Source organism: Streptomyces sp. NPDC059455 (assembly GCF_042750115.1).
Lineage (GTDB): Bacteria > Actinomycetota > Actinomycetes > Streptomycetales > Streptomycetaceae > Streptomyces > Streptomyces endocoffeicus.
In genome coordinates, this window is the sequence record NZ_JBHYVB010000093.1 from 13793 (window position 1) to 35479 (window position 21687).

20 protein-coding genes are annotated in these 21687 nt (G+C 71.9%); 11 read left to right on the forward strand and 9 right to left on the reverse strand.

Annotated elements, in window-relative coordinates:
• Window positions 1-109: 109 nt before the first annotated feature.
• Both ACFXB5_RS29160 and ACFXB5_RS29165 read right to left on the reverse strand, forming a co-directional pair.
• Window positions 110-985: an aldo/keto reductase gene (locus tag ACFXB5_RS29160; protein WP_385213053.1), complete on the reverse strand. Its 876-nt coding sequence runs from the start codon at window positions 983-985 to the stop codon at window positions 110-112.
• A 205-nt stretch (window positions 986-1190) separates the two neighbouring features.
• Window positions 1191-2054 (reverse strand): helix-turn-helix transcriptional regulator, encoded by an 864-nt coding sequence (locus ACFXB5_RS29165; protein ID WP_385213056.1) that lies wholly within the window; start codon window positions 2052-2054, stop codon window positions 1191-1193.
• A 199-nt stretch (window positions 2055-2253) separates the two neighbouring features.
• Here ACFXB5_RS29165 and ACFXB5_RS29170 point away from each other — a divergent pair, with 199 nt between their 5' ends.
• Genes ACFXB5_RS29170 through ACFXB5_RS29180 form a run of 3 tightly spaced genes read left to right on the forward strand, consistent with a single transcriptional unit; the run spans window position 2254 to window position 4261 of the window.
• The gene (locus ACFXB5_RS29170) at window positions 2254-3021 is read left to right on the forward strand and encodes an SDR family oxidoreductase (RefSeq protein ID WP_385213059.1); all 768 of its coding nucleotides are present in this window, start codon (window positions 2254-2256) and stop codon (window positions 3019-3021) included.
• 58 nt (window positions 3022-3079) lie between these two features.
• Window positions 3080-3988 carry an SDR family NAD(P)-dependent oxidoreductase gene (locus ACFXB5_RS29175; protein ID WP_385213061.1) on the forward strand — a complete coding sequence of 303 codons (909 nt, stop codon included), beginning with the start codon at window positions 3080-3082 and terminating at the stop codon, window positions 3986-3988.
• 57 nt (window positions 3989-4045) lie between these two features.
• On the forward strand, window positions 4046-4261 hold the full coding sequence (locus tag ACFXB5_RS29180; RefSeq protein ID WP_020873857.1) for a tautomerase family protein: 216 nt from the start codon (window positions 4046-4048) through the stop codon (window positions 4259-4261).
• A 284-nt stretch (window positions 4262-4545) separates the two neighbouring features.
• On the opposite strand, the gene ACFXB5_RS29185 is transcribed toward ACFXB5_RS29180, so the two are convergent.
• A complete protein-coding gene (locus tag ACFXB5_RS29185) occupies window positions 4546-5868 on the reverse strand; it encodes a cytochrome P450 (protein ID WP_385213065.1) in 1323 nt (440 codons plus the stop codon).
• A gap of 641 nt (window positions 5869-6509) precedes the next feature.
• On the opposite strand from ACFXB5_RS29185, the gene ACFXB5_RS29190 reads away from it, so the two are divergent.
• From ACFXB5_RS29190 to ACFXB5_RS29215, 6 genes are all read left to right on the forward strand, one after another.
• Window positions 6510-7295 carry a trypsin-like serine peptidase gene (locus tag ACFXB5_RS29190; protein WP_385213068.1) on the forward strand — a complete coding sequence of 262 codons (786 nt, stop codon included), beginning with the start codon at window positions 6510-6512 and terminating at the stop codon, window positions 7293-7295.
• A 92-nt stretch (window positions 7296-7387) separates the two neighbouring features.
• A complete protein-coding gene (locus tag ACFXB5_RS29195; protein WP_385213071.1) occupies window positions 7388-7630 on the forward strand; it encodes a hypothetical protein in 243 nt (80 codons plus the stop codon).
• Window positions 7631-7648: 18 nt separating this feature from the next.
• Window positions 7649-8944 carry a sensor histidine kinase gene (locus ACFXB5_RS29200; protein ID WP_385213073.1) on the forward strand — a complete coding sequence of 432 codons (1296 nt, stop codon included), beginning with the start codon at window positions 7649-7651 and terminating at the stop codon, window positions 8942-8944.
• On the forward strand, window positions 8941-9591 hold the full coding sequence (locus ACFXB5_RS29205; RefSeq protein ID WP_385213076.1) for a response regulator: 651 nt from the start codon (window positions 8941-8943) through the stop codon (window positions 9589-9591). The genes ACFXB5_RS29200 and ACFXB5_RS29205 overlap by 4 nt, the downstream gene beginning before the upstream one ends.
• 213 nt (window positions 9592-9804) lie before the next feature.
• A complete protein-coding gene (locus ACFXB5_RS29210; RefSeq protein ID WP_385213078.1) occupies window positions 9805-10569 on the forward strand; it encodes an ABC transporter ATP-binding protein in 765 nt (254 codons plus the stop codon).
• Window positions 10570-10730: 161 nt separating this feature from the next.
• Complete coding sequence (locus ACFXB5_RS29215) at window positions 10731-13262, forward strand: ABC transporter permease (RefSeq protein ID WP_385213082.1); 2532 nt, start codon at window positions 10731-10733, stop codon at window positions 13260-13262.
• A gap of 86 nt (window positions 13263-13348) precedes the next feature.
• Here the strand turns inward: ACFXB5_RS29215 and ACFXB5_RS29220 are convergent, their stop codons facing one another.
• The 5 genes from ACFXB5_RS29220 to ACFXB5_RS29240 form a co-directional block, all read right to left on the reverse strand.
• Window positions 13349-14530, reverse strand: coding sequence for a serine hydrolase domain-containing protein (locus tag ACFXB5_RS29220; RefSeq protein ID WP_385213085.1), 1182 nt, complete (start codon window positions 14528-14530; stop codon window positions 13349-13351).
• Window positions 14531-14626: 96 nt separating this feature from the next.
• Window positions 14627-15337 carry a response regulator gene (locus ACFXB5_RS29225; protein ID WP_385213088.1) on the reverse strand — a complete coding sequence of 237 codons (711 nt, stop codon included), beginning with the start codon at window positions 15335-15337 and terminating at the stop codon, window positions 14627-14629.
• Window positions 15334-16479 (reverse strand): sensor histidine kinase, encoded by a 1146-nt coding sequence (locus ACFXB5_RS29230; RefSeq protein WP_385213091.1) that lies wholly within the window; start codon window positions 16477-16479, stop codon window positions 15334-15336. Before ACFXB5_RS29230 ends, ACFXB5_RS29225 begins: the two co-directional genes overlap by 4 nt.
• Before the next feature lie 39 nt (window positions 16480-16518).
• The gene (locus ACFXB5_RS29235; protein ID WP_385213093.1) at window positions 16519-17073 is read right to left on the reverse strand and encodes a TetR/AcrR family transcriptional regulator; all 555 of its coding nucleotides are present in this window, start codon (window positions 17071-17073) and stop codon (window positions 16519-16521) included.
• Window positions 17074-17107: 34 nt separating this feature from the next.
• On the reverse strand, window positions 17108-17581 hold the full coding sequence (locus ACFXB5_RS29240) for a DUF1348 family protein (protein WP_385213096.1): 474 nt from the start codon (window positions 17579-17581) through the stop codon (window positions 17108-17110).
• Between the two features lie 241 nt (window positions 17582-17822).
• Here ACFXB5_RS29240 and ACFXB5_RS29245 point away from each other — a divergent pair, with 241 nt between their 5' ends.
• Both ACFXB5_RS29245 and ACFXB5_RS29250 read left to right on the forward strand, forming a co-directional pair.
• The gene (locus ACFXB5_RS29245; RefSeq protein ID WP_385213116.1) at window positions 17823-19154 is read left to right on the forward strand and encodes an FAD-binding oxidoreductase; all 1332 of its coding nucleotides are present in this window, start codon (window positions 17823-17825) and stop codon (window positions 19152-19154) included.
• 167 nt (window positions 19155-19321) lie between these two features.
• A complete protein-coding gene (locus tag ACFXB5_RS29250) occupies window positions 19322-20128 on the forward strand; it encodes an alpha/beta fold hydrolase (protein ID WP_385213099.1) in 807 nt (268 codons plus the stop codon).
• Here ACFXB5_RS29250 and ACFXB5_RS29255 read toward each other — a convergent pair.
• On the reverse strand, window positions 20068-21453 hold the full coding sequence (locus ACFXB5_RS29255) for an MFS transporter (RefSeq protein ID WP_385213101.1): 1386 nt from the start codon (window positions 21451-21453) through the stop codon (window positions 20068-20070). The two genes, ACFXB5_RS29250 and ACFXB5_RS29255, sit on opposite strands and share 61 nt — an antisense overlap.
• Between the last annotated feature and the right edge of the window lie 234 nt (window positions 21454-21687).

Here is a 21687-nt window from a genome sequence, read left to right on the forward strand (position 1 = left end):
CGATCTCACACAAACACAGCCTCACAATTCCTCTCTGTGGTTTTTATAGTCGGGGCGCGCGGGGCGCGGGGGGGGGGGGGGCGGGCGGCCCCCCCCCCGCGCCGGTGTCTCAGGAGAATGTGTCGAGCTCGACCCGGTCGGGGTCGGGGCCGCCGCGCGCCCCGGTGTCGAGCGCGTCGACGGCGGCCACCTCGTGGGGGGTCAGGGAGAAGTCGAAGATCCCGATGTTCTCCGCGATGCGGTGGGGTTTGACGGACTTGGGGATCGCGCACAGTTCGTGTTCGACCTGCCAGCGCAGGATGATCTGGGCCGGGCTCTTGCCGTACTTCTCGGCGAGGCCGGTGATGGTGGGCTCCTGGAGCGGATCCCTGACCTTGTCCGCGCCCGCGTAGCGGTTCACCCCGCCGATGGGCGACCAGGACTGGGTGAGGATGCTGTGGCGGACGTCGAACGCGCGCAGTTCGGGCTGGCTGAAGTTCGGGTGCAGCTCGACCTGGTTCACGGCGGGCACGACCTCGGTGCGCGCCATGAGGTCGGTCAGGTGTTCGGGGGTGTGGTTGCACACGCCGATGGCCCGCACCCGGCCGTCGGCCAGCAGCTTCTCGGCCGCCTTGTACGAGGCCACCGTGGTGTCGTACGCGGACGGGACCGGCCAGTGCAGCAGATACAGGTCGAGGTGGTCCAGGCCCAGTTTGGTGAGGCTGGTGTCGAAGGCCCGGAGGGTGGAGTCGTAGCCGTAGTCGGTCAGCCACAGCTTGGTGATGACGAAGATGTCCTCGCGGCCGATGCCCGAGCGGGCGATGCCCTCACCGACCTCCTTCTCGTTGCCGTAGGCGGCCGCGGTGTCGATCAGGCGGTAGCCGGCCTCGATCGCGGTCGTCACCGCGGGGACGGTCTCGTCGGGCGGGCTCTGGTAGACACCGAGCCCGAGGGCGGGCATCCGCACGCCGTTGTTGAGGGTCAGAAGCGGGGCTGGTCCATTCATACGGGGTCCTTGGGTGAGTCGGAGACCGGCGGGCCCACCGCCGGTGCCGTGCCCCGGCACCGGGCAGAGCCCGCTCGTACTGCGACAGGGGTTCCCAATGACGGGCCGCTCGCTCGCTCCGCACCCCGAACGTCACCACGTTGGCGCGATCAGGGAGCCGTGCCCGGCCTCCGAAGCTGCCACCCCATCGTCGTAGGGCGGGGGATCAAGGTGACGAGCTGTTCTCGCTGGCCGTCATGTCCTGCGTGCCGATCACCGAGAGAAGCTCCAGCTGGGCGGCGCCCTCGGTGCCCGGCGGGGCGCTGAACCACAGCAGCCGCTGGTGGCCGTCCTCGCTGAACAGGGAGTGGCAGTCCAGCTCGATGACGCCCAGCGAGGGATGGACGATGCGCTTGTGGTCGGTCCGCCGGAGGGCCACGTCATGGGTGTCCCAGAGGGCGGCGAACTCCTCGCTGCGGCGGCGGAGCGCGGCCACCATCCGCCGTACCTCGGAGTCGCCGCCGCGCCGGGCGGCGACTGCCTGGAGATCGGCCACGAAGACCCGGGAGTGGTGGGGGTGGTCCTCGGGCGGGTAGATCCCACGGGTGTCCGGATCGGTGAACCAGCGGTAGACGAGGCTCGCCGCGGGGCCGCGCACCGCCGGGGGACGGCCGACCAGCGCCGCGGCCAGCTCGTTCTGCACGAGCGTCTGGTGCAGATCGGTGATGACCTGGGCGGGGGTGGTGGTGAGCCGGTCCAGCAGGCCGAGCAGAGCCGGCTGGACCTGTGCGGCCGGGCCGTGCGTCGCCGGGGGCACGAGACGGTCGGCGAGGTGGAACAGATGGTCGCGCTCGTCGCCGTTCAGCCGCAGCGCACGGGCGAGCGCGGTCAGCACCTGGGCGGAGGGCTGGGCGCCGCGACCGCGCTCCAGCTCGGTGTAGTAGTCCGCGGACAGCCCGGCCAGCTGGGCGACCTCCTCGCGCCGCAGGCCGGGCACCCGGCGCCGCGGACCGGCGGGCAGACCGACGTCGGCCGGGCGGATGCGGTCGCGCCGGGACTTCAGGAACGCGGCGAATTCGGAGTGGTTCACGCCCTCCATGGTCGCTTGCGCCGGTGAGCTGAGCCAGGGGCTGACAACCCCAGGGTGGAGAGAGCCGTGGCTGGCCCGGCGATCCCGGCCCAAGCTGGCAACACCGAAGGGGCACGGCGGCGAACGACGCCGGCGCCCCGGGGGCCACGGCCCGTACGCCGTGGCATCCGCCCGCCAGCACATGCCCCCAGGAGTCTCCATGTCGCCCCAGGAAACCGTGTCCCAGCACCCCACCGACCGGCCCCGCGTCGCCATCGTCACCGGAGGCTCCCGCGGCATCGGCCACGAGGCGGTGAAGCGGCTGGCCGCCGACGGATACGCCGTCGTGATCGGCTACGCGGGCCACCGCGAACCGGCCGAGGCCGCCGCCAAGGACATCACCGCCGCCGGTGGCCGGGCCGTCGCCGTCCGGGCCGACGTCGCCGAGGAACAGCAGGTGGCCGCGCTCTTCGACACCGCGGAGTCCGAGTTCGGCGGTGTCGACGTCGTCGTCCACGCGGCCGGCCGGATGTATCTGGCCCCCATCGCCGAGCTGGACCTCGCCGAGCTGGACACGCTGCACCGCACCAACATCCGCGGCACCTTCGTCGTCGCCCAGCAGGCCGCCCGCAGGATCCGCGGCGGCGGGGCGCTCATCACCTTCTCCACGTCCATCGTGGGCCTGGCCCTCCCCGCCTACGGCGCCTACAGCGCCAGCAAGGGAGCGGTCGAGGCGCTCACCATGATCCTGGCGCGCGAGCTGCGCGGCCGCGACGTCACCGTCAACACCGTGGCCCCCGGCCCCACCGCCACCGACCTGTTCCTCGACGGCAAGGACGAGGAGACCATCGCCCGGATGGCGGCCCAGCCCCCGCTGGAGCGCCTGGGCACCCCCGCCGACATCGCCGAGGTCGTGGCCTTCCTCGCCTCCCCGGCCGGCCACTGGGTCAACGGTCAGCGCGTCCGCGCCAACGGCGGCATCATCTGACCGCCGCCGCACCACCGCTTCCCCCTTCTCTCGCCCTCCTCTCGCCCGTAAGGACCCCATGCCCTCCGACACACCCACGACCATCCTGGTCACCGGCGCCTCCAGCGGCTTCGGGGCGCTGACCGCACGCGCCCTGGCCCGCGCCGGCCACACGGTCTACGCCGGGATCCGGCAGCCGGACACCCGCAACGCCGCCGCGGTGGCCGAGCTGACCCGCTACGCCACCGACCACGACGCCGACCTGCGCGCCGTGGAGCTCGACGTCACCTCGCAGGACTCCGCCGACGCCGCCATCGCCCGCATCCTGGCCGATGGGAACCGGCTGGATGTGATCGTCCACAACGCCGGACACATGGCCACCGGCCCGGCGGAGGCCTTCACCCCCGAGCAACTGGCCCAGCTGTACGACGTCAACGTCCTGGGCACCCAGCGCGTCAACCGCGCCGCGCTGCCGCATCTGCGGGCCCAGGGGGCGGGGCTGCTGGTGTGGATCGGCAGCTCCAGCACCCGCGGCGGCTGCCCGCCCTTCATCGGGCCCTACTTCGCCGCGAAGGCCGCCATGGACGCCCTGGCCGTCAGCTACGCCGCCGAAGTGGTCCGCTTCGGCATCGACACCGCGATCGTCGTCCCCGGCGCCTTCACCTCGGGCACCAACCACTTCCGCCACGCGGGCGCGCCCGCCGATCCCGACCGCGCCGCCGCCTACGACCAGCGCTACGGCACTCTGCTGGCCGGACTCGACCAGCGGCTGGCCGCGCTGATTCCGCCGGACGCGGACGCCGCGCACGTCGCCGACGCCGTCGTACGCCTGGTGGCCCTCCCGGCCGGCGCCCGGCCGCTGCGCACCCACATAGACCCCAGCCGCGACGGCAGCGAAGTCGTCTCCGCGGTCGCCGACCGCGTCCGCGCCGAGTTCTTCCGCCGGGCCGGGCTGGACGATCTGCTCACCACGGGCAGCTCACTGTAATCACACCCGAACCGCACCTCGAACACACCGAAATCCCACGTAGGAAAGAGAACGACCATGCCCTTCGCGAACTTCAAGGTCCCTGCCGGATCCCTCGACGAGAAGCAGAAGGAGGAGATCGTCACCCGTGCCACCGAGCTGTACGTCGAGATCTACGGTGAGCGCGCCCGCGCCACCACCCTGGTCCTGGTCGAGGAGGTCACCGACGGCGGCTGGGGCATCGGCGGCAATGTCCTGACCCTCGCCATGCTCCAGCAGCCCCCCGGCAACTGACACCGCCGGACCCCCAGGGCCCCGGCGTCCCCTTCTCCCCCGGGGGGACGCCGGATCTCCCCAGGCGGACGCCGGGCTACTCGGGCCGGACCTCCTGAAGACCGGCGCCGACCCGCGCGGCCTCGGGGGCGAGCGGATGATCAGCGTGGTGGAGTATCGATATGTGCTCCGCCGCGTGGCAGGGGCTTCGCCCCTGGGTCACGGGGTCTGGGGTGGAGCCCCAGTTGTGGGAAGGGGCGGGCAGGGGAGCAGCCCACCGCAGGCGCCAAGGCCCGCGGACGCCCCTAGCCCGCGGTGACCGGGGCGGGACTGAACGTGACGGGAAGCGACTCCAGGCAGCGGTACCAGAACGAGTCCACCCATCTCAGCTCGTCGGGTGCGACCGCCAGTGTCAGGTCCGGAACCCGGTCCAGCAGCACCTCGATCGCCGTCTCCGCGATGATCCTGGCCGTCTCCGGACCGCCCGCCGGACAGCCGTAGTCGCCGCCGCTGAACGCGACATGGGAGTGGTTCCCGGCGTGGCCGACGGGGGTGTCGGGCCACAGCAGCGGATCGGCGTTGGCGGCGGCCAGCCCGAGGACGACGAGGTCGCCGGCGTGGATGCGCCGGCCGCCGAGGTCGGTGTCGCGGGTGGCGTACCGCCCGATGAGGTTCTGCAACGGGGAATCCGCCCACAGCACCTCGTTCATGGCCTCGCCGATGCTGCGGCGGTTGCCCGAGAGGGTCATGGCGAAGCGCTCGTCGGTGAGCATCAGCCGCAGGGTGTTGCCGATCCAGTACGAGGTCAGCGGCAGTGCCGCCGCCATCAGCACCATGACGTCCGCGGTGTGCTGCTCCTCGGTGAGGTCCGGCGTGTTCAGGATGAACCGCGAGGTGAGGTCGGGGCCCGGTGCCTCGCGCTTGGCCCGCACCAGCTCCGTCACATACGCGGCGACCCGCCGCTGACCGGCGATGGCCTCCTCGTTGGAGATGAACGACATGGTCAGCCCCGCCGCCAGGGCCTCCAGCCCGGCCTCGTCCTCGGACAGGCCGAACAGCTCGGCCGTGGCGAGGGTGGGCACCGAGTAGATGTAGTCGTACACCAGATCCGCCCTGCCGCTCGCGGCGAACTTGTCGATCAGCTGATCGGCGAACCGCTCGCAGTGGCCGCGCAGCACGAAGGGGTCGATCGTGGCGAGGGCCTCGCCGGCCGCCGTCGCGCGCCGCTGGTGCTCCTCGCCCTCCGTGAAGGTCATCATCGGGCTGTACGCCACCCACGGCATCAGCGGCCAGTCCGGCGGCACGCCGTCCCAGCCGTTCCAGCGGCGCGGGTCCCGGCCGAACGTCTCGGTGTCGGACAGCACCTGACGGGTCTCGCGGTAGCCGAGGACGAACCAGGCGTCGATGTCGCCTTCGAGGAGGACCGGGGCGACCGGTCCGCTGTCCTGCCGTATCCGCTGGTAGGTCTCCTCCGGCCGGCGCCGGAAGTCCGGCCCGTACAGCCGCGCGGCGTGGGCGGGGCAGCCCGGGGGCGGCGTGTCAGGCGTGTCAGGCGCGTCCGGCGCGTGCTGCGGGGCCGGTGTGTCCTGGCTGTCCTGGGCGTCCTGGTCGTCCTGGAGGTGCGTCACCAATGGTCTTCCTCGGAGCGGCGGGCCTACGGGGATGCCGGGAGGCTAACAGCATCCGCTGCGGCGTACGGGCCCATCGCGTAGTACGGGGCTGCCGTGAATGCGTGAATACTTCCGTGAATTCGCCGCGAGAAATGCTATTGCGGGTTCCGGACACTGTGGGGGATCGGGTGGCCGTCGCCGCGCGGGAGAGGGCGGCCGTTGACGCGCGTTGACGCGTCGGAATTCCTCGTTCACTGCGGCACATGACCCATTCCGCTTTTACCGAAAAGGGCAGTCCAGCGGCGCGAGGCGATTTTCCGCACCGGGCCGGGGGCGTCATACCTGGCCGGATACCGTTCTGACTACCTGCGGGATCTTGGCGTGCGCACTTCATCACGCGATACGGTGCGCCCGGGATTTCACCGGGGGCATCCGCTCCCTGTCCCGATCAAAAATTGGGGGGACTGGTGCAGATACGCAAGGTCGTTTTAGCGGCGAGCGGAGTGGTTTTCGCGTTCGCCCTGACGATTCCGGCGGCCGCGTCCGCTGATTCGCACAGCACCGTCACACGCAGCGCGGACACCGCGGTGTCCACGCACAAGAGTGCCGCGTCCCGCTCATCCGTGGAGTCCGCCGAGAAATATTGGACCCCGCAGCGTATGCGCAGAGCCGTCGAGGCCGACACGCCCGCCGACGCCAAGTCGTCGCGGAAGGCGGCCATCGACGCGGCGGCCGAACCCGCTCAGCTCGCGAAACCGCAGAAGGCCACATCGAAGAAGGCCCGCGGGGTGCGGATCGCCACCTCGATCGTGCAGGGCAAGGTCTTCTTCCACAACCCGACCAACGGCGGCGACTACGCCTGCTCCGCCGCGGCGGTCAACAATCCCACGAAGAACATGGTGTTCACCGCGGGGCACTGCGTCCACGGTGGCGCCGGTGGCACCTGGGCCACCAACTGGGTGTTCGTGCCCGCGTACTACAACGGCTCGCGGCCGTACGGAACCTGGTCCGCCAAGACGCTGACCACGTTCAACGGCTGGATCAACAACAGCGACCTGAACTACGACATCGGCGTGGTCAACGTCTGGGACAACGGCGCCGGCAAGCTGGTCAACACCGTCGGCGGCATGGGACTCGGCTACAACTACGGGTACTCCAACACCGTGACCGTCTGGGGCTATCCGGCCGCCTTCGGCTACGACGGCGAGCTGCCCTACGTATGCCAGAACATCCCCACGTGGCAGGACGGCTCCCGGGTGCAGAACGGGTGCACCATGGTCGAGGGCGCGAGCGGTGGCCCCTGGCTGCGGGACTACAACGAGACCACGGGCCTGGGGAACGAGATCGGCGTCACCAGCACCCGGACCGATCCGCCCGCCTACATCGACAGCCCCTACTTCGACAACAAGATCCAGACGATCTACGACAACACCGCCAACGGCTGAGCACCACCCACACGGCAGTCGGCCGGGGTCCCCGCACTCAGGGGGTCCCGGCCTCCGGCATCCGCAGCGCCCCACCATCGGGAGAAAACGTCATGCGCCCGCTCACCGCAGTCCTCCTCACCGCGGCGGTCGTGGGAACCGGCATCGTCGCGGTCCTGGCCGTCACCGCCCGGGGCGACGACACCGGCGATCCCCCCGCCCCGGACACCCCACGGAGCCATCGCGCGGATCCGCCGGACCCCTCGTACTGGACACCGGAGCGGCTGCGCGACGCACGGCCGGCGCCCATGCCCACCGACCCCGGCGCCGGAGACGGGCGGCAATCGCCGCCGTAGGTGCGTAGGGTGGCGCGGGTGCGAATAGCTGTGTCCCCCGGCCGGCGCGCCGGTTATCGACGTTGGCCGGTGTGGGCCGCGCGCTCCGCGCTCGCGCTGTTGTTCCTCTTCTCCGTCTATCAAGACATCGAGGAACGGATCGTCTTCGACCCGACCCTCGACACCGAGGCGTTCACCGGGGACTGGGTGCCGGTCTGTTCCGGGGGCCTGGCCGGGGCGATGGCCGTACTGGCCGTCGTACGCGATCCCCGATGGGTTCCGCGGGCCGCGCTGGTGACCTGTGTCGGCACCTTCGCGGCCACGGTGGCCTACCACCTGCTGCCGGTGAACATGGTGACCAGCGAGACCAGCAGCGGCGAACTCATGGGCCAGCTGGTCCTCCTCGCCGTGGCGGTGCGCCGCTGCACGCCCCGGCTGACCTTGGTGGCCGTGTCGGTGCTCAGCGTCAGCGTGTGCTCCGTACCGGTGTTGAGGGATTCGGATGCCGGCGACACCGCCGAGAATCTGCTGCTCATGCTGGCGCTGGCCTTCGTCTGCGGGCTGGTGCTGCGACTCTACGACGCCCAGCAGGAGCGCACCGGACAGCTGGTGCGGCAGGAGGAACGGCTCGCGCTGGCCCGGGACCTGCATGACACCGTGGCCCACCAGGTGACCGCGATCGTGGTGCAGCTGCAGGCCGTGCGCCATGTCACCGGGCGGGGCACCCCCGACCCGCGGGCGCTGAACGAGATGCTCGAGGCCGTCGAGCAGGCGGGCGGCGAGGCCCTGACATCGATGCGGCGCCTGGTGGGCTCGATGCGCGGTGACGAGACCCCGCGGCATCCGGAGAACCTGGGCGAGGTCCTGACCCGCATCGTCGAGGAGGCACGGGGGACGGGGCTGCCGGTCCGGCTGGACCTCGGGCGGGATCTGCCGGAGGACGTACCGGCAGAGGTCACCGGCGGGCTGAGCCGCGTCCTCCAGGAGGCCCTGACCAACGCCCAGCGCTATGCGCGCGGAGCGCGGTCGGTGGATGTGTCCGCCCGGGTGGCGGCACACCACGCCGAACTGGTCGTGGAGGACGACGGACACGGCTCCCCGTCCGGACACCGCGGCAGCCTCGGCCGGCTCGGCGGCGGCTTCGGCATCATGGGCATGCGGGAGCGGATCGAGCTGCTCGGCGGCGCCTTCGAGGCGGGCCACCGCGTTGAAGGCGGATGGCGGGTCCGCGCCTCCGTACCGCTGCGCCCCGACGAGGCCGCGCGCACCCCGCGGACCCGCGGGCGACACGCCGTACGAACCGGGCTGCGGCTACGGGAGGGCAGGACGGCATGACCATACGCATCCTGGTCGCGGACGATCAGCATCTGGTGCGGGCCGGGTTCCGCATGGTGCTGTCGGCCGAGCCCGGCATGGAGGTGGTGGCCGAGGCCGCCGACGGGGCCTCGGCCCTGTCCCTGGCCCGCGAGACCCAGCCGGACGTGTGCCTCGTGGACATCCGGATGCCCCCGCCCGACGGTCTGGAGGTCACCCGCCGGCTGGCCGGCGGCGGTCGGCCCGGAGCCCCGAAGGTGGTCGTGGTCACCACCTTCGACCTCGATGAATATGTGTACACGGCGCTGTCGAACGGAGCGTCCGGTTTCCTTCTGAAGGACGCCGGTCCGGCGCTGCTGACCGAGGCCGTGCGGGCGGCCGTCCGCGGGGACGCGATGGTCGCCCCGCAGATCACCCTCCGGCTGCTCCAGCACTTCACCAAAAGCCGGCGACGCGCCGCACATGAGCCGGCCGAACCGCTGACCGACCGTGAGGAAGAGGTCATCCAGGGCATCGCCCGCGGACTGACCAACCCGGAGATCGCCGCCGAGCTGTACATCGCGCCCAGCACGGTCAAGACGCATCTGAGCTCGGTCCAGGCGAAGCTGGGCCTGCGCAACAGGGTCGAGATCGCGACCTGGGCCTTCCGCACGGGGCGTGCGGAGTAGCGGTCCGGCGGCTCGCATGGAGCGTGCCGATCAGTGGCCCCACGGGCGTGCCGAACAGCGGTCCCACGGCGATCTCCCCCGATCGGGGGATGCGGCTCCGGATGGTCGGGGGATCCGCCCGGGGGTGGCCGACGGGAGGCTTATGGGCGTCGCCATCAGCGGCGACGCCCTCCGCCACGAGGGCCGTCCACCGAGCGCTCACCGAGGATCGGCATGCACGCACACCAGCCCCCTTCCGCCCCGGAGTCCTACGCGGCCCACGCCACCGATCTGACGAAGGTGTACGGCACGGGGGACACCCGTGTGGTGGCCCTCGACGCGGTCACGGTCGGCTTCGGCAAGGGGCGGTTCACCGCGATCATGGGTCCGTCCGGGTCGGGGAAGTCCACCCTGATGCACTGCATGGCCGGTCTCGACTCGCTGTCCTTCGGCTCGGTCCGCCTCGGTGACACGGAGATCGCCTCCCTGAACAACCGTCAGCTCACCCGGCTGCGCCGCGACCGCATCGGCTTCGTCTTCCAGGCGTTCAACCTGCTGCCCACCCTGAGTGCCCTGGAGAACATCACCCTCCCCATGGACATCGCGGGCCGCAAACCGGAGCGGGCCTGGCTGGAGAGCATCATCCAGACCGTCGGCCTGGCCGACCGGCTCGGCCACCGGCCCGCCCAGCTCTCCGGCGGCCAGCAGCAGCGTGTCGCCGTCGCCCGCGCGCTGGCCGGGCGGCCCGACATCGTCTTCGCCGACGAGCCCACCGGCAACCTCGACTCCCGCAGCGGTGCCGAGATCCTCGAGTTCCTGCGCGGTTCCGCGAGCGCGCTGGGCCAGACCGTCGTCATGGTCACCCATGACCCCGTCGCCGCCTCCTACGCGGACCGCGTGGTCTTCCTCGCCGACGGCCGCGTCGTGGACGAACTCCACGCGCCGACGGCCGAGGCCGTCCTGGAGCGGATGGGCCGCCTGACCCCGGCGCACGCCTGACGACCGCTTACGACTGACGACCGCGTACGCCTGACGACCGCGCACGCCTGACGCGTGCGTCTGCCCGTACGCCCGACGCCCGACGCCCGCGCCACGTACGCCCGACGCCCGCCCCGCTCCCCGAGCACCTCACACCCGGCACCCTCCCGGAAGGCCGCCCCGTGTTCCGTACCGCCCTGCGCAATGTCCTCGCGCACAAAGCCCGATTGCTGATGACCATGCTCGCCGTTCTGCTCGGCGTGGCGTTCGTCGTGGGCACCCTCGTCTTCACCGACACCGTCGGCAACGCCTACAAGGAGCGCTTCCTCACCACCCTGCGCGATGTCTCGGTCCAGGCCACACCGCCCTACGACGAGAAGGCCGGCGAGCCCGGGACGGTGGAGGAGGACACACTGCGACGCCTGCGACGGCTGCCCGGCGTGGCGTCCGTCACCGGCTCCGTCGAGGGGTTCGCCGCCGTGGCCGCGAAGGACGGCCACCCCCTCGGCGAGGACCATGTGACCGCGGGGGGCAACTACTTCCCCCAGGCCGACGGCAAGGACACCCGCCATCCGCTGACCGCCGGGCGCGCCCCCGCCGGGCCCGACGAGGTGGTGCTGGACACCGCCACCGCCGACCAGGGCGGCTACCGGGTCGGCGACACCGTCCGGCTGGCCGTCGACGGACCGGTGCTGCACAAGAAGCTCGTAGGCATCGTCCGCACCGACGACACCCACGGCTCCGGCGGTACCCTGGCGCTCTTCGACGACGCCACCGCGCAGAAGCTGCTCCTGAAGCCCGGCCGGTACGACGGGATCACCCTCGAGGCCGACCGCGGCACCTCCGAGGCGAAGCTCGCGGCCGAAGCGCGCCATCTGCTGCCCGGGGACTCCGACATCAGCACCGGGGCGCAGTTGCGCGAGCGGCAGCGGACCGAGGCCGCCGAGGGGACGAAGGGGCTCAGCCAGGTGCTGCTCGTCTTCGCGGCCATCGCCCTGTTCGTCGGCATCTTCGTCATCGGCAACACCTTCACCATGCTCGTCTCCCAGCGTTCGCGGGAGATGGCCCTGATGCGGGCCGTCGGCGCCGAGCGCCGCCAGGTGACCCGCTCCGTCCTCATCGAGGCCGGCCTGCTGGGGCTGTGCGCGGGTGCCGCGGGGTTCCTCCTCGGCATCGGCGTGGCCATGGGCATCCGGCAGCTGTTCGCGTCCAGCGGATCCGGTCTCCCGGACGGGCCGTTGGTCGTCTCGCCCAGCACCGTGCTGATCTCGTTCCTGGTGGGCGTCGTCGTCACCATGCTCGCCGCCTATGTGCCCGCCCGCCGAGCCGCCGCCGTGCCTCCCGTGGCCGCCATGTCCGCGATCCACATACCCCCGCCGGTCCGCAGCCTCCGCAGGCGCAACGCGATCGGCGTCGCCCTGATCGCGATCGGTGTGCTCGGCGTGGTGTACACGGCGTCCAGTGGCGAGCAGGGCAGGACCATCGTGCTCCTTCCGGCCGCCCTGCTGCTCATCGGCATCATCGTGGTGACACCGGCGCTCTCCGGCCCGGCCGTCGACCTGGCCGGACCCCTGCTGCGCCGCTTCGGCGTCCCGGGCACGCTGGCCCCGCGCAACGCCCGGCGCAACCCCCGGCGCACCGCCTCCACGGCCTCGGCTCTGATGATCGGGCTGTCCCTGGTCACCGGCCTCACGGTGGTCGCGGTGTCCGCCACGACATCGCTGCACGAGCGGGCCGAGAGCTCCGTCACGGCCGACTTCGAGATCTCGTCGAAGAACAGCGGCCACCTGCCCGCGTCGGTCCACGACACCCTGGCGAAGTCCTCGGCCGTGACCTCCTCCAGCCCGCGGCGCCAGGGCGCCGTGCGGATCGGCGGCGACGAGGTGACCCTGACCGGTGTGGACCCCCGGACCATCGGCGACCTCGTCGACCCGAGCTTTGTCTCGGGCTCGTTCGCGGCCCTGGGCTCGGGCGGAGGCAAGAGCCTGCTGATCGACACCTCCATCGCCGACATCTACGGATGGACCACGGGACAGCGGGTTCCGGTGGTCTACGACGACGGCAGCCGGGGCTCACTGGAGATCGGCGGCGTGTACCACGACGACGAATACCTTCCGTCCACCATGATGCCGCTGGCCACGCTGCAGCCCCATCTCAAGGAGATCGAGGACGCCTCAATCCTCGTGCGCACCAAGGCCGGTGACGGCGACGCGGCACGGCGTTCCCTCCAGCGCACGCTCGACCAGAACCCCGTCATCCAGGTGCGGAACACCGACGACCTGGCCGAGGCGGCCGGTGGCGAGGCCATCACACTGCTCCTCAACGTCCTCTACGGGCTGCTGGCCATGGCGGTGGTGATCGCGGTCCTGGGAGTCGTCAACACCCTCGCGATGTCCGTGTTCGAGCGCACCCGTGAGATCGGGATGCTGCGCGCGGTGGGGCTCCAGCCCGAGCAGACGAAGCGGATGATCCGTCTGGAGTCCGTGCTCATCTCGCTGTTCGGGGCCCTGCTGGGCATCGGCGCGGGGATCTTCCTCGGCTGGGCCGCGGGCAAGCTCGCCTCCGACAGCATCCAGGGGTACGAGATGGTCATCCCCTGGGGCCGGATCGCCGTGGCGCTCGCGGGCGCCGCGCTCGTCGGAGTGGTCGCCGGACTCTGGCCCGCCCGCCGGGCGGCCCGGCTGAACATCCTCACGGCCCTCAAGGCGGACTGAAGGCCCTCAAGGCGGACTGAGGCGCGTCGCGGGCGGACCGTGGCCCCAGCATGGGATCCGTGCGACGCGCCGCCGTGAGGCGCCGCTCAGGGGCTGCCGTAGGCCGCCACCATGATGTCCCGCACCACCGTGTTCATCTCCTGGCCCTTGGCGTCCGTGGAGTTGACGCTGTAGACGAGGGTGCGCGAGCCGTCGCGGGTGGAGGCGATGCCGGTGTTGTAGCCCCAGCGGCCGCCCGACTTCCCCCACACCTCACGGCCGCCCAGCTTCTTCATCGAGAGGCCGACCGAGTACGCGGCCGGGTCGCCGGTGATGAAGTCCGCCACCTTCGGCAGCGTGAACATCTCCCGCAGCAGCGGGCCGCGCACCACCCGCCCCTGGAACAGGGCCTTGGTGAACCGCTCCAGGTCCGCCGTGGTCGAGATGATGTCCCCGGCCGCCCAGCCGTCCGTCGGCCCCCACACCGACACATCGCGCAGACCGGTCGTGCCGTCGTCCAGCCGCATCATCTGGTAGCCGTGGTTGTGCGGGCCGACGATGCGCGGATTCTTCCCCGGGAGATAGGTGTCGCGCAGGCCCAGGGGCTTCAGGATCCGGCGGGTCACCTGGTGTTCGTACGAGTCGCCCGTGACCCGCTCGACGACCAGAGCGGCGATGGTGTAGCCGATGTTCAGATAGTGCTGCTTCTCACCGGGCGGGAACTCGCGCTCCTTCGACGTGGCCGAGCGGACCATGTCCTCGGGGTCATGGATCCGGAAGCGGTTGGCGTACCGCTCCTCGACAGTGTTCCCGGGGAGATCGGCGGCCGGGATGCCGTGCGTGTGATTGAGCAACTGCCGTACGGTGACCTTCCCGTACGACGCCGGGATCAGCTCCGGCAGATACGAGCGAGCGGTGCGGTCCAGGTCGAGTGTGCCCTCGGCGGCCAGTTGCAGGGCGACCGCGGCCGTGAAGACCTTGGTCACCGAACCGGCGCGGAAGCGGCCCGCCGGATCGGCCGGCCGGTTGGTCGTCAGGTCGTGCACGCCCGAACTGCCTCTCCAGACGCCCTCGGCGCCCCCGACCCGTACCAGCGCGGCCGTGGCATCGCTCGTCGGCAGATCCGCGATGGCGGCCTCCAACTCGGGAATCCCGGATCGTGTGGAGGCCGTGGCGGACGAGGTGTCCGCGGGCGACGAGGCGGCCGCGAGGGCCGGCGGCACCACCGGGCCCGCCACGACGCCCAGGACGAGCGCCGCGGCCAGCAGGGTGCGACGGGTGCTCTTCATGGTCAACTCCAGTGAAATGAGCCGTTGTTCTCGGTGGCTCCATCCTGGTGACCGGCGGTCCGGCGCGGATCGCCCGCGCGAGCGGTGTTGCCGGGGTCAGTTCCTCGCCGACGTGGGGGAGGAGCCGGGCCGGGACGCTCCCCCGGGCGGGGGATCCCCGGCCGTGATCAGGCCCGTCTCGTAGGCGCAGATCACCGCCTGGATCCGGTCCCGCAGCCCCAGCTTGGCGAGCACATTGCCGACATGCGTCTTGACCGTGTGATCGCTGACGACCAGCTCCGCGGCGATCTCGGCGTTCGACAGCCCCCGCGCGAGCAGCAGCAGTGTCTCCCGCTCCCGTCCGGTCAGCGCGTCCAGCCGGGGATCGGGCCGCCGTGGCCGGGCGGTGGCCCGGGTGTACTGCTCCACCAGACGCCGGGCCACCGACGGCGCGAGCAGCGAGTCGCCCCGCGCCACCACCCGTACCGCGTGCACCAGATCGTCCCGGCGCACATCCTTCAGCAGGAAGCCGCTCGCGCCCGCGTGCAGCGCCTCGTAGACGTACTCGTCGGAGTCGAAGGTCGTCAGCATCACCGTCCGGCAGGCGCCGGACACGGCGATCTCGCGGCACGCCTCGATACCGTCCACACGTGGCATCCGGATGTCCAGCAGGGCCACATCGGGCGTGTGCCGCCGCACCGCCTCGACGGCCTCGGCCCCGTCGCCCGCCTCCGCGACCACCTCGATGTCCGGCTGGGCGTCAAGGATCATGGCGAAGCCGCTGCGCACCAGCTCCTGGTCATCGGCCACCACCACCCGGATCGTCAACGCGCCACCTCCGCCGCGGAGGGTGCGGGGAGATGGACCCGCACCTCGAAGCCCCGGCCGTCCGGGCCCGGCCCGGTGACCGCCGTACCGCCGTGCGCCGCCGCCCGCTCGCGGATCCCGATCAGACCGTGGCCGCCACCGGAACCGGACCGCGGTCCGCGTCCGTCGTCCAGCACCCGGATGTCCACCGCGCCTTCGCCATAGGTGAGTTGGACGGAAACGCCCCGGGCCGCCGCGTGCTTGACCACGTTGGTCAGGGCCTCCTGGACGATCCGGAAGACGCTCGACCCGGTGGCCTCCGGCAGCGGCCGCACGGCCCCCGCCGACTCGTACACCACCTCGAGGCCACTCGCCCGTATCCGGTCGAGCAGCTCGGGCAGACCGGCCGGCCCCGGCTGTGGCTCACGCGGGGCGCGGCCCGGCTCATCGCCCTCGCGCAGCACACCCAGCATCCGGCGCAGCTGGGCCATGGCGTCCCGGCCCGTGGCGGAGATGGCGTCGAAGGCGGCCTCGGCCCGCTCCGGGGCCGTCCGCACCGCCACCGGGCCGGCCTCCGCCTGCACGATCATCAGGCTCACCGCATGAGAGAGGATGTCGTGCATCTCCCGTGCGATCCGGGCCCGTTCGCGTGCGGCGGCCCGCTCCGCCTCGATCCGGTGCTCCCGCTGCCGGGCATCGGTCAGCCGCCCGAAGACATAGGCCGCCGCGAACACGAAGAGGGAGAAGGACAGCTCACGTGCCGTGCGGGTGTTCAGCCACACCGACACCGGCACGGCGACCGTCAGCAGACCACCGGCGACCAGCCGCTTCCACGGCGGTGAAACGGCGCCGATCGTGTAGATGATGACGAGCCCGGTGTACGGCAGCGGCTGTCCGGGCCCCGCCACCGCCAGTTTGTACAGCGCGCTGGTCGCGATGATCGCGGTCAGCACGGCGAGGGGAGCGCGCCGACGCCAGATCAGGGGGATGACGGTGAGTGTGGTCAGCCCGTAGGCGGGCCAGGTCGCCGGCTCCAGATCGGGTGGGCGCGGAACCACGAACGGCATCGTCATGGCCGCCTGGACCAGGAGCGCGATCCCGATGTCCACGGCCTGGGGGTGGGCTGCTCCCAGCGCCCGGCCCCGCTCCCACCACCCCCGCATGAGACTGGATGGTAACGGCTATGCCCTTGAGGGTGACGGCTATACCGCCTCCAGCAGGACGCGCGCGGCGGCTTTCGCCTGATGCGCGGGCTCCGCGCTGCCGGTGATCGCCGCGGTGGTGATGGCGCCTTCGGCCAGCAGGGCCAGGTGGTCGCCCAGCGAGGCCGGTTTGCCCGCGGCCGCCGTCAGCTCGGCGAGGTACCGGAAGAACGCCTCCTTGTGCGCCCGTGCCGTCTCGGCGACGGCCGAGGAGGTGGCGCCGAGTTCCCCGAAGGAGTTGCTGAAGGCGCAGCCGCGGAAGTCCGGCTCGCCGAACCACTCGTGGAGCCAGTCGAAGACCGCCAGGACGCTCTCCTCGGGGGTGGCCCGGGAATCGGCGTACGCGGCCAGCTTCTGGCGCCAGCGGACGTCGCGCCGCCGCAGATACGCCTGTACGAGCTCGCCCTTGGACGGGAAGAGCTGGTAGAGCCGTTTGAGGGAGACGCCTGACGCGGAGCGGATCTCGTCCATGCCCACCGCCTGGATGCCCCGTCCGTAGAACAGGGTCTCGGCCGCGTCGAGGATCCGGAGCTCCGCGGTCTCGGGACTGATCATGTCATCGCTCTCCTGGTGCCTTGTGCCCTGCCGGTCAGAGGCCGAGGTCGGTCAGCCCGGGGTGGTCGTCGGGGCGGCGCCCGAGCGGCCAGTGGTACAGGCGCTCCGACTCCTCGATGGGGAGGTCGTTGATGCAGGCGTAGCGCAGGCGCATCAGACCGTTGTCGTCGAACTCCCAGTTCTCGTTGCCGTAGGAGCGGAACCAGTTGCCGGAGTCGTCGTGGGATTCGTAGGCGAAGCGTACGGCGATGCGGTTGCCGTCGAAGGCCCACAGCTCCTTGATGAGCCGGTAGTCCAGCTCCTTCGCCCACTTGCGGGTGAGGAAGGCGACGATCTCCGCGCGCCCGGTGGCGAACTCCGCGCGGTTCCGCCAGCGCGAGTCGACGGTGTAGGCCAGGGCGACCTTCTCCGGGTCACGGGAGTTCCAGCCGTCTTCCGCCAGCCGGACCTTCTCGATGGCGGTCTCGCGGGTGAACGGGGGGAACGGAGGACGTGCGGCGTCGGTCATGTCGACTCCTCGAGTCGTGGAGGGGGAGGGGAGAACGGGCATTCTCTCCGTCGGGCACGACACTAGGAGAACGATGGTTCTCGCGCAAGTGCGGACCCGTCGCCGTCCCGGTGGCAGGGGGTGGTGATCACGCTTTCCGATGTCGGTGGGTACCGTGCGAGCGGAAGGACCGTGCTCGACGACAAGGCAGGGGACCGGTGTGTTGATCGATGATCTGCGGCAGGAGCTGCCGGACGGCCGGATGGTCGAGGACCCCGGTGTCGCCGCCGGATTCGTCCACGACGAGGCGGAGTGGGCGCCGTACGGCACGCCCCGCGTGGTGGTACGGCCCCGTACGGCGCCGGAGGTGCGCACCGTGGTGCGGGTCTGCGTACGGCACGGCGTTCCGCTGGTCACCCGGGGCGCCGGAACCGGTCTCTCCGGCGGCGCCAACGCCGTCGAGGGCTGTGTGGTGCTCTCCACCGAGGCCATGGACACCATCCACGAGATCGACCCCGTGGAGCGCCTCGCGGTCGTCGGACCCGGGGTGGTCAACGACGATCTGCGGGCCGCCTGCGCCGAGCGGGGGCTGTGGTACCCGCCGGACCCGGCGAGCGCGCCCTGGTCCACCATCGGCGGCAATGTGGCGACCAACGCGGGCGGGCTGTGCTGTGTGAAGTACGGCGTCACCCGCGACTATGTGCTCGGCCTGGAAGTGGTGACCGGCACCGGTGAGCTGGTGCGGCTCGGCCGCAGGACCGCCAAGGGCGTGGCCGGGTACGACCTGGCGGGGCTGATGGTCGGCTCCGAGGGCACCCTGGGAGTGATCACCGAGGTCACGGTGCGGCTGCGGCCGCGGCGCGAGGCGGAGCGCACGGTCGCCGGATACTTCTCCTCGGTCGTGGCGGCGGGACGCGCGGTCGCCGCGATCGGGGCCGCGGGGCTCACCCCGTCCGCGCTGGAGCTCATCGACCGGCACTGCCTGGCGGCGGTCGACAAGTGGAAGAACATGGGCCTGTCCGTGGACGCGGACGTGGTGCTCCTCGGGCGTACGGACGCCCCGGGCCCGGCCGGAGAGCAGGAGGCCGAGCGCATGCTCGCCTGTTTCGAGGAGGCGGGGGCGACCTGGGCCGCGCAGTCCACGGACCAGGAGGAGGCCGACGCGCTGTTCGCGGCCAGGCGGCTCGCCTACCCGGCTCTGGAGCGGCTGGGTCCGGTGCTCACCGAGGACGTGTGCGTGCCCAAGGCGGCCGTACCGGAGATGCTGGCGCGGATCGAGCGCGCCGCCACCCGCCATGACACGCTCATCGCCAACATCGCCCACGCCGGTGACGGCAACCTCCATCCGCTGCTGATCACCCAGCCCGGCGACACGGCGGCCCGGGAGCGGGCCCAGGCCGCGTTCCAAGAGATCATCGCGGACGCCATCGACCTCGGCGGCACGGTCACCGGTGAACACGGTGTGGGCCTGCTGAAGCGGGACGGTCTGGAGCGGGAGCTCGCCCCGGCCGTTCTGGACCTGCACCGCGCGGTCAAGGCGGCCCTCGACCCGCACGGCATCCTCAACCCGGGCAAGGTCATCGCCCGCGGCTGAACGGGCGGCGGGGCCGGGCGGCCACCGCCCGCGGTGGAGGCCGCCGCCCGGGAGCTCATCCACCAGATCACCTCGGCCGTGCGGCAGAATCGGTGGCCCTCCGCCCAGTCGCATACGCGCACCGCGCGCGCCGACAACACCCGAAGCTGGAAAGGCACGAGACACCCATGGCACGCACCGACGTCCCCCAGCAGGTCACCGGCCATGCCCGCGCACTGGACGGCACCCTCCTCGCCTACCAGCGCCAGGGCACCGGAGCGCCGCTGGTGCTCCTGGCGGGCCAGGCCAACAACCATCACTGGTGGGACGGCATACGGGCGGACTTCCACACCACGCACTCCACCCTCACCATGGACTGGCGCGGTACCGGTGAGAGCGGAAAGCCCGACCACCCCTACGCGACACGGGACTTCGCGGACGATGTGATCGCCGTCCTCGACCATCTGGGCATCGAGTCCGCCGATCTGTACGGGACCTCCATGGGAGGGCGGGTCGCCCAGTGGACCGCCGCCCGCCACCCGGACCGGATCCGGCGGCTCGTCCTCGGCTGCACCTCACCCGGCGGGCCACGGGCGACGGAGCGCGACATGGCGGTACGGCGCTCCCTGGCCCAGGCCGACGCGGCAGCGGCGCGGGAGGCGCTGACCGACCTCATGTACACCCCGGCCTGGCGGTCCGGGCACCCCGGGCCGTATAAGACCCTCGGCGACCCCGGCATGCCCCCGCACGCCCGGCGGCGCCATCTGGTGGCCAGCAATGAACACGACGCCTGGGACGTCCTCCCGCTGATCGGCGCGCCCACGCTGATCCTGCACGGAGCGGACGACCGGCTCACCCCGGCGGCCAACGCACCGCTGCTCGCCTCCCGCATCCCCCGGTCGCGGACGCATATTTTCGAGGGCGCCCGGCACGGCTACTTCGAGGAGTGCCGCCCGGAAGCCGGGGCGATCGTGTCGTCGTTCCTCACCGACTGACATGCCCTCGCGGCAGCTGGTACGGCCATGCGCTGGTCCTGGCGTATCGCCGTGGTGGTGCCGCGCGGTGCGATGTGGGCGCGCAGGGACACCACCGTCAGCAGGGCCAGGGCCGTGCCCACGAGCGGCACCGTGAAGGCGGCGCTCGCGCCGAAGCCGTCCGCCACCTGTCCGCCCGCCGTCACCGCGGCGGCCTGCCCCAGCGCGACCGCGCCGGTCAGCCAGGTGAACGCCTCCGTCCGGGAGGCGGCCGGGACCAGCGCCTCCACCAGGGTGTACCCGGTGATGAGTGCCGGTGCGATGCACAGGCCCGCCAGCAGTCCCAGCACGCCCAGCGGCAGTGGCGCGGACACCGCCCACAGCGTCGAGCAGATCAGCGTCAGCGCGGCGTAGGCGGTCAGCAGCCGCCGTCGCGGGGAGGTGCGCCAGGCGATGGCGCCGCAGGCGACGCCCGCGAGCATGTTGCCCGCCGCGAAGACGCCGTACAGCACACCGTTCAGGCCCGGTCGACCCTGCTCCTGGGTGAAGGCGGTCAGGGCGACCTGCATCCCGCCGAAGACCGAGCCGATGCCCAGGAAGGCCACGGCGAGGACCCGCACACCCGGCATGGACAGGGCCGAGGCGTGCCGCTCCCGCGTGTCCGCCCGCGCCGGGCTCGGCGGGGGCGCGGTACGGCGCCGGGCCGCGAAGAGCAGCCCGCCCACCAGTGTCAGCGCGGCCTCCGCGATCAGGCCGGAGGCCGGGTGCACGGCGGTGCTCAAGGCGGTGGCGAAGACGGGGCCGATGACGAACGTGAGCTCGTCCGTCACGGACTCGAACGCGGCCGCGGTCGCCAGCAGCGGATGGCGTCCCGGGCGCGGCCCGGATCCGCCCGCCACGCCGTCCCCGAGGGCGGCCGCCCAGCGGGCCCGCACCATGGGCCCGACCTGCGGGACGGAGGCGCCCGTGGGCACCGCGGCGGCGATCAGCGCCCACAGCGGCGCGTGGGCCAGTGCGAGCGCCGTCAGCAGGGCCGCGGCCGCCGTGTGGAGCAGCACACCCGGCACCAGGACCGCGCGCTGCCCGTGGCGGTCGGCCAGCTTGCCGCTCTGCGGCGCGAACAGCGCCATGGAGACGCCGGTGACGGCCGCGACCGCGCCGGCGAGACCGTACGACCCGGTGGTGTGGCGCAGCAGGAGCACGATGCTGATCGTCAGCATCGCGAACGGCTGCCGGGCGGCGAACCCGGGCAGCAGGAAGGTCCAAGCGCCCGGGGTGCGCAGCAGTTGCCGGTAGCCGACGCGCTGTACGGGGGGAGGGGTGTCGCTGGAGACCGCGGATGCCACGGCCGATGCCTTTCCGCCGCCTGGTAGCGCACCCGGGCCGGCGTGGCGGAGTGCGCCGAGAGCTGTCCTCTCGCGCTGGACCGGGGTAGATACCGGGTCCGCGCCGATCAGGGGGCTTGAAGGACCGCGGCCGCCGAGCGGTCGCGCCAGCTCTGCGTCAGGCAGAGTGGTTCGTTGCTTGCGGGCTCATCGTACAGGGGGAGCCGCCACCTCGCCGGTGGCGGCCTGTCCCGT

Coding starts and splice junctions, on each gene's coding strand:
- ACFXB5_RS29160 (WP_385213053.1), bottom strand. CDS start 985: ATGAATGGACCAGCCCCGCTTCTGACCCTCAACAACGGCGTGCGGATG.
- ACFXB5_RS29170 (WP_385213059.1), top strand. CDS start 2,254: ATGTCGCCCCAGGAAACCGTGTCCCAGCACCCCACCGACCGGCCCCGC.
- ACFXB5_RS29175 (WP_385213061.1), top strand. CDS start 3,080: ATGCCCTCCGACACACCCACGACCATCCTGGTCACCGGCGCCTCCAGC.
- ACFXB5_RS29180 (WP_020873857.1), top strand. CDS start 4,046: ATGCCCTTCGCGAACTTCAAGGTCCCTGCCGGATCCCTCGACGAGAAG.
- ACFXB5_RS29190 (WP_385213068.1), top strand. CDS start 6,510: ATGCGCAGAGCCGTCGAGGCCGACACGCCCGCCGACGCCAAGTCGTCG.
- ACFXB5_RS29195 (WP_385213071.1), top strand. CDS start 7,388: ATGCGCCCGCTCACCGCAGTCCTCCTCACCGCGGCGGTCGTGGGAACC.
- ACFXB5_RS29205 (WP_385213076.1), top strand. CDS start 8,941: ATGACCATACGCATCCTGGTCGCGGACGATCAGCATCTGGTGCGGGCC.
- ACFXB5_RS29210 (WP_385213078.1), top strand. CDS start 9,805: ATGCACGCACACCAGCCCCCTTCCGCCCCGGAGTCCTACGCGGCCCAC.
- ACFXB5_RS29220 (WP_385213085.1), bottom strand. CDS start 14,530: ATGAAGAGCACCCGTCGCACCCTGCTGGCCGCGGCGCTCGTCCTGGGC.
- ACFXB5_RS29230 (WP_385213091.1), bottom strand. CDS start 16,479: ATGCGGGGGTGGTGGGAGCGGGGCCGGGCGCTGGGAGCAGCCCACCCC.
- ACFXB5_RS29235 (WP_385213093.1), bottom strand. CDS start 17,073: ATGATCAGTCCCGAGACCGCGGAGCTCCGGATCCTCGACGCGGCCGAG.
- ACFXB5_RS29240 (WP_385213096.1), bottom strand. CDS start 17,581: ATGACCGACGCCGCACGTCCTCCGTTCCCCCCGTTCACCCGCGAGACC.
- ACFXB5_RS29245 (WP_385213116.1), top strand. CDS start 17,823: ATGGTCGAGGACCCCGGTGTCGCCGCCGGATTCGTCCACGACGAGGCG.
- ACFXB5_RS29250 (WP_385213099.1), top strand. CDS start 19,322: ATGGCACGCACCGACGTCCCCCAGCAGGTCACCGGCCATGCCCGCGCA.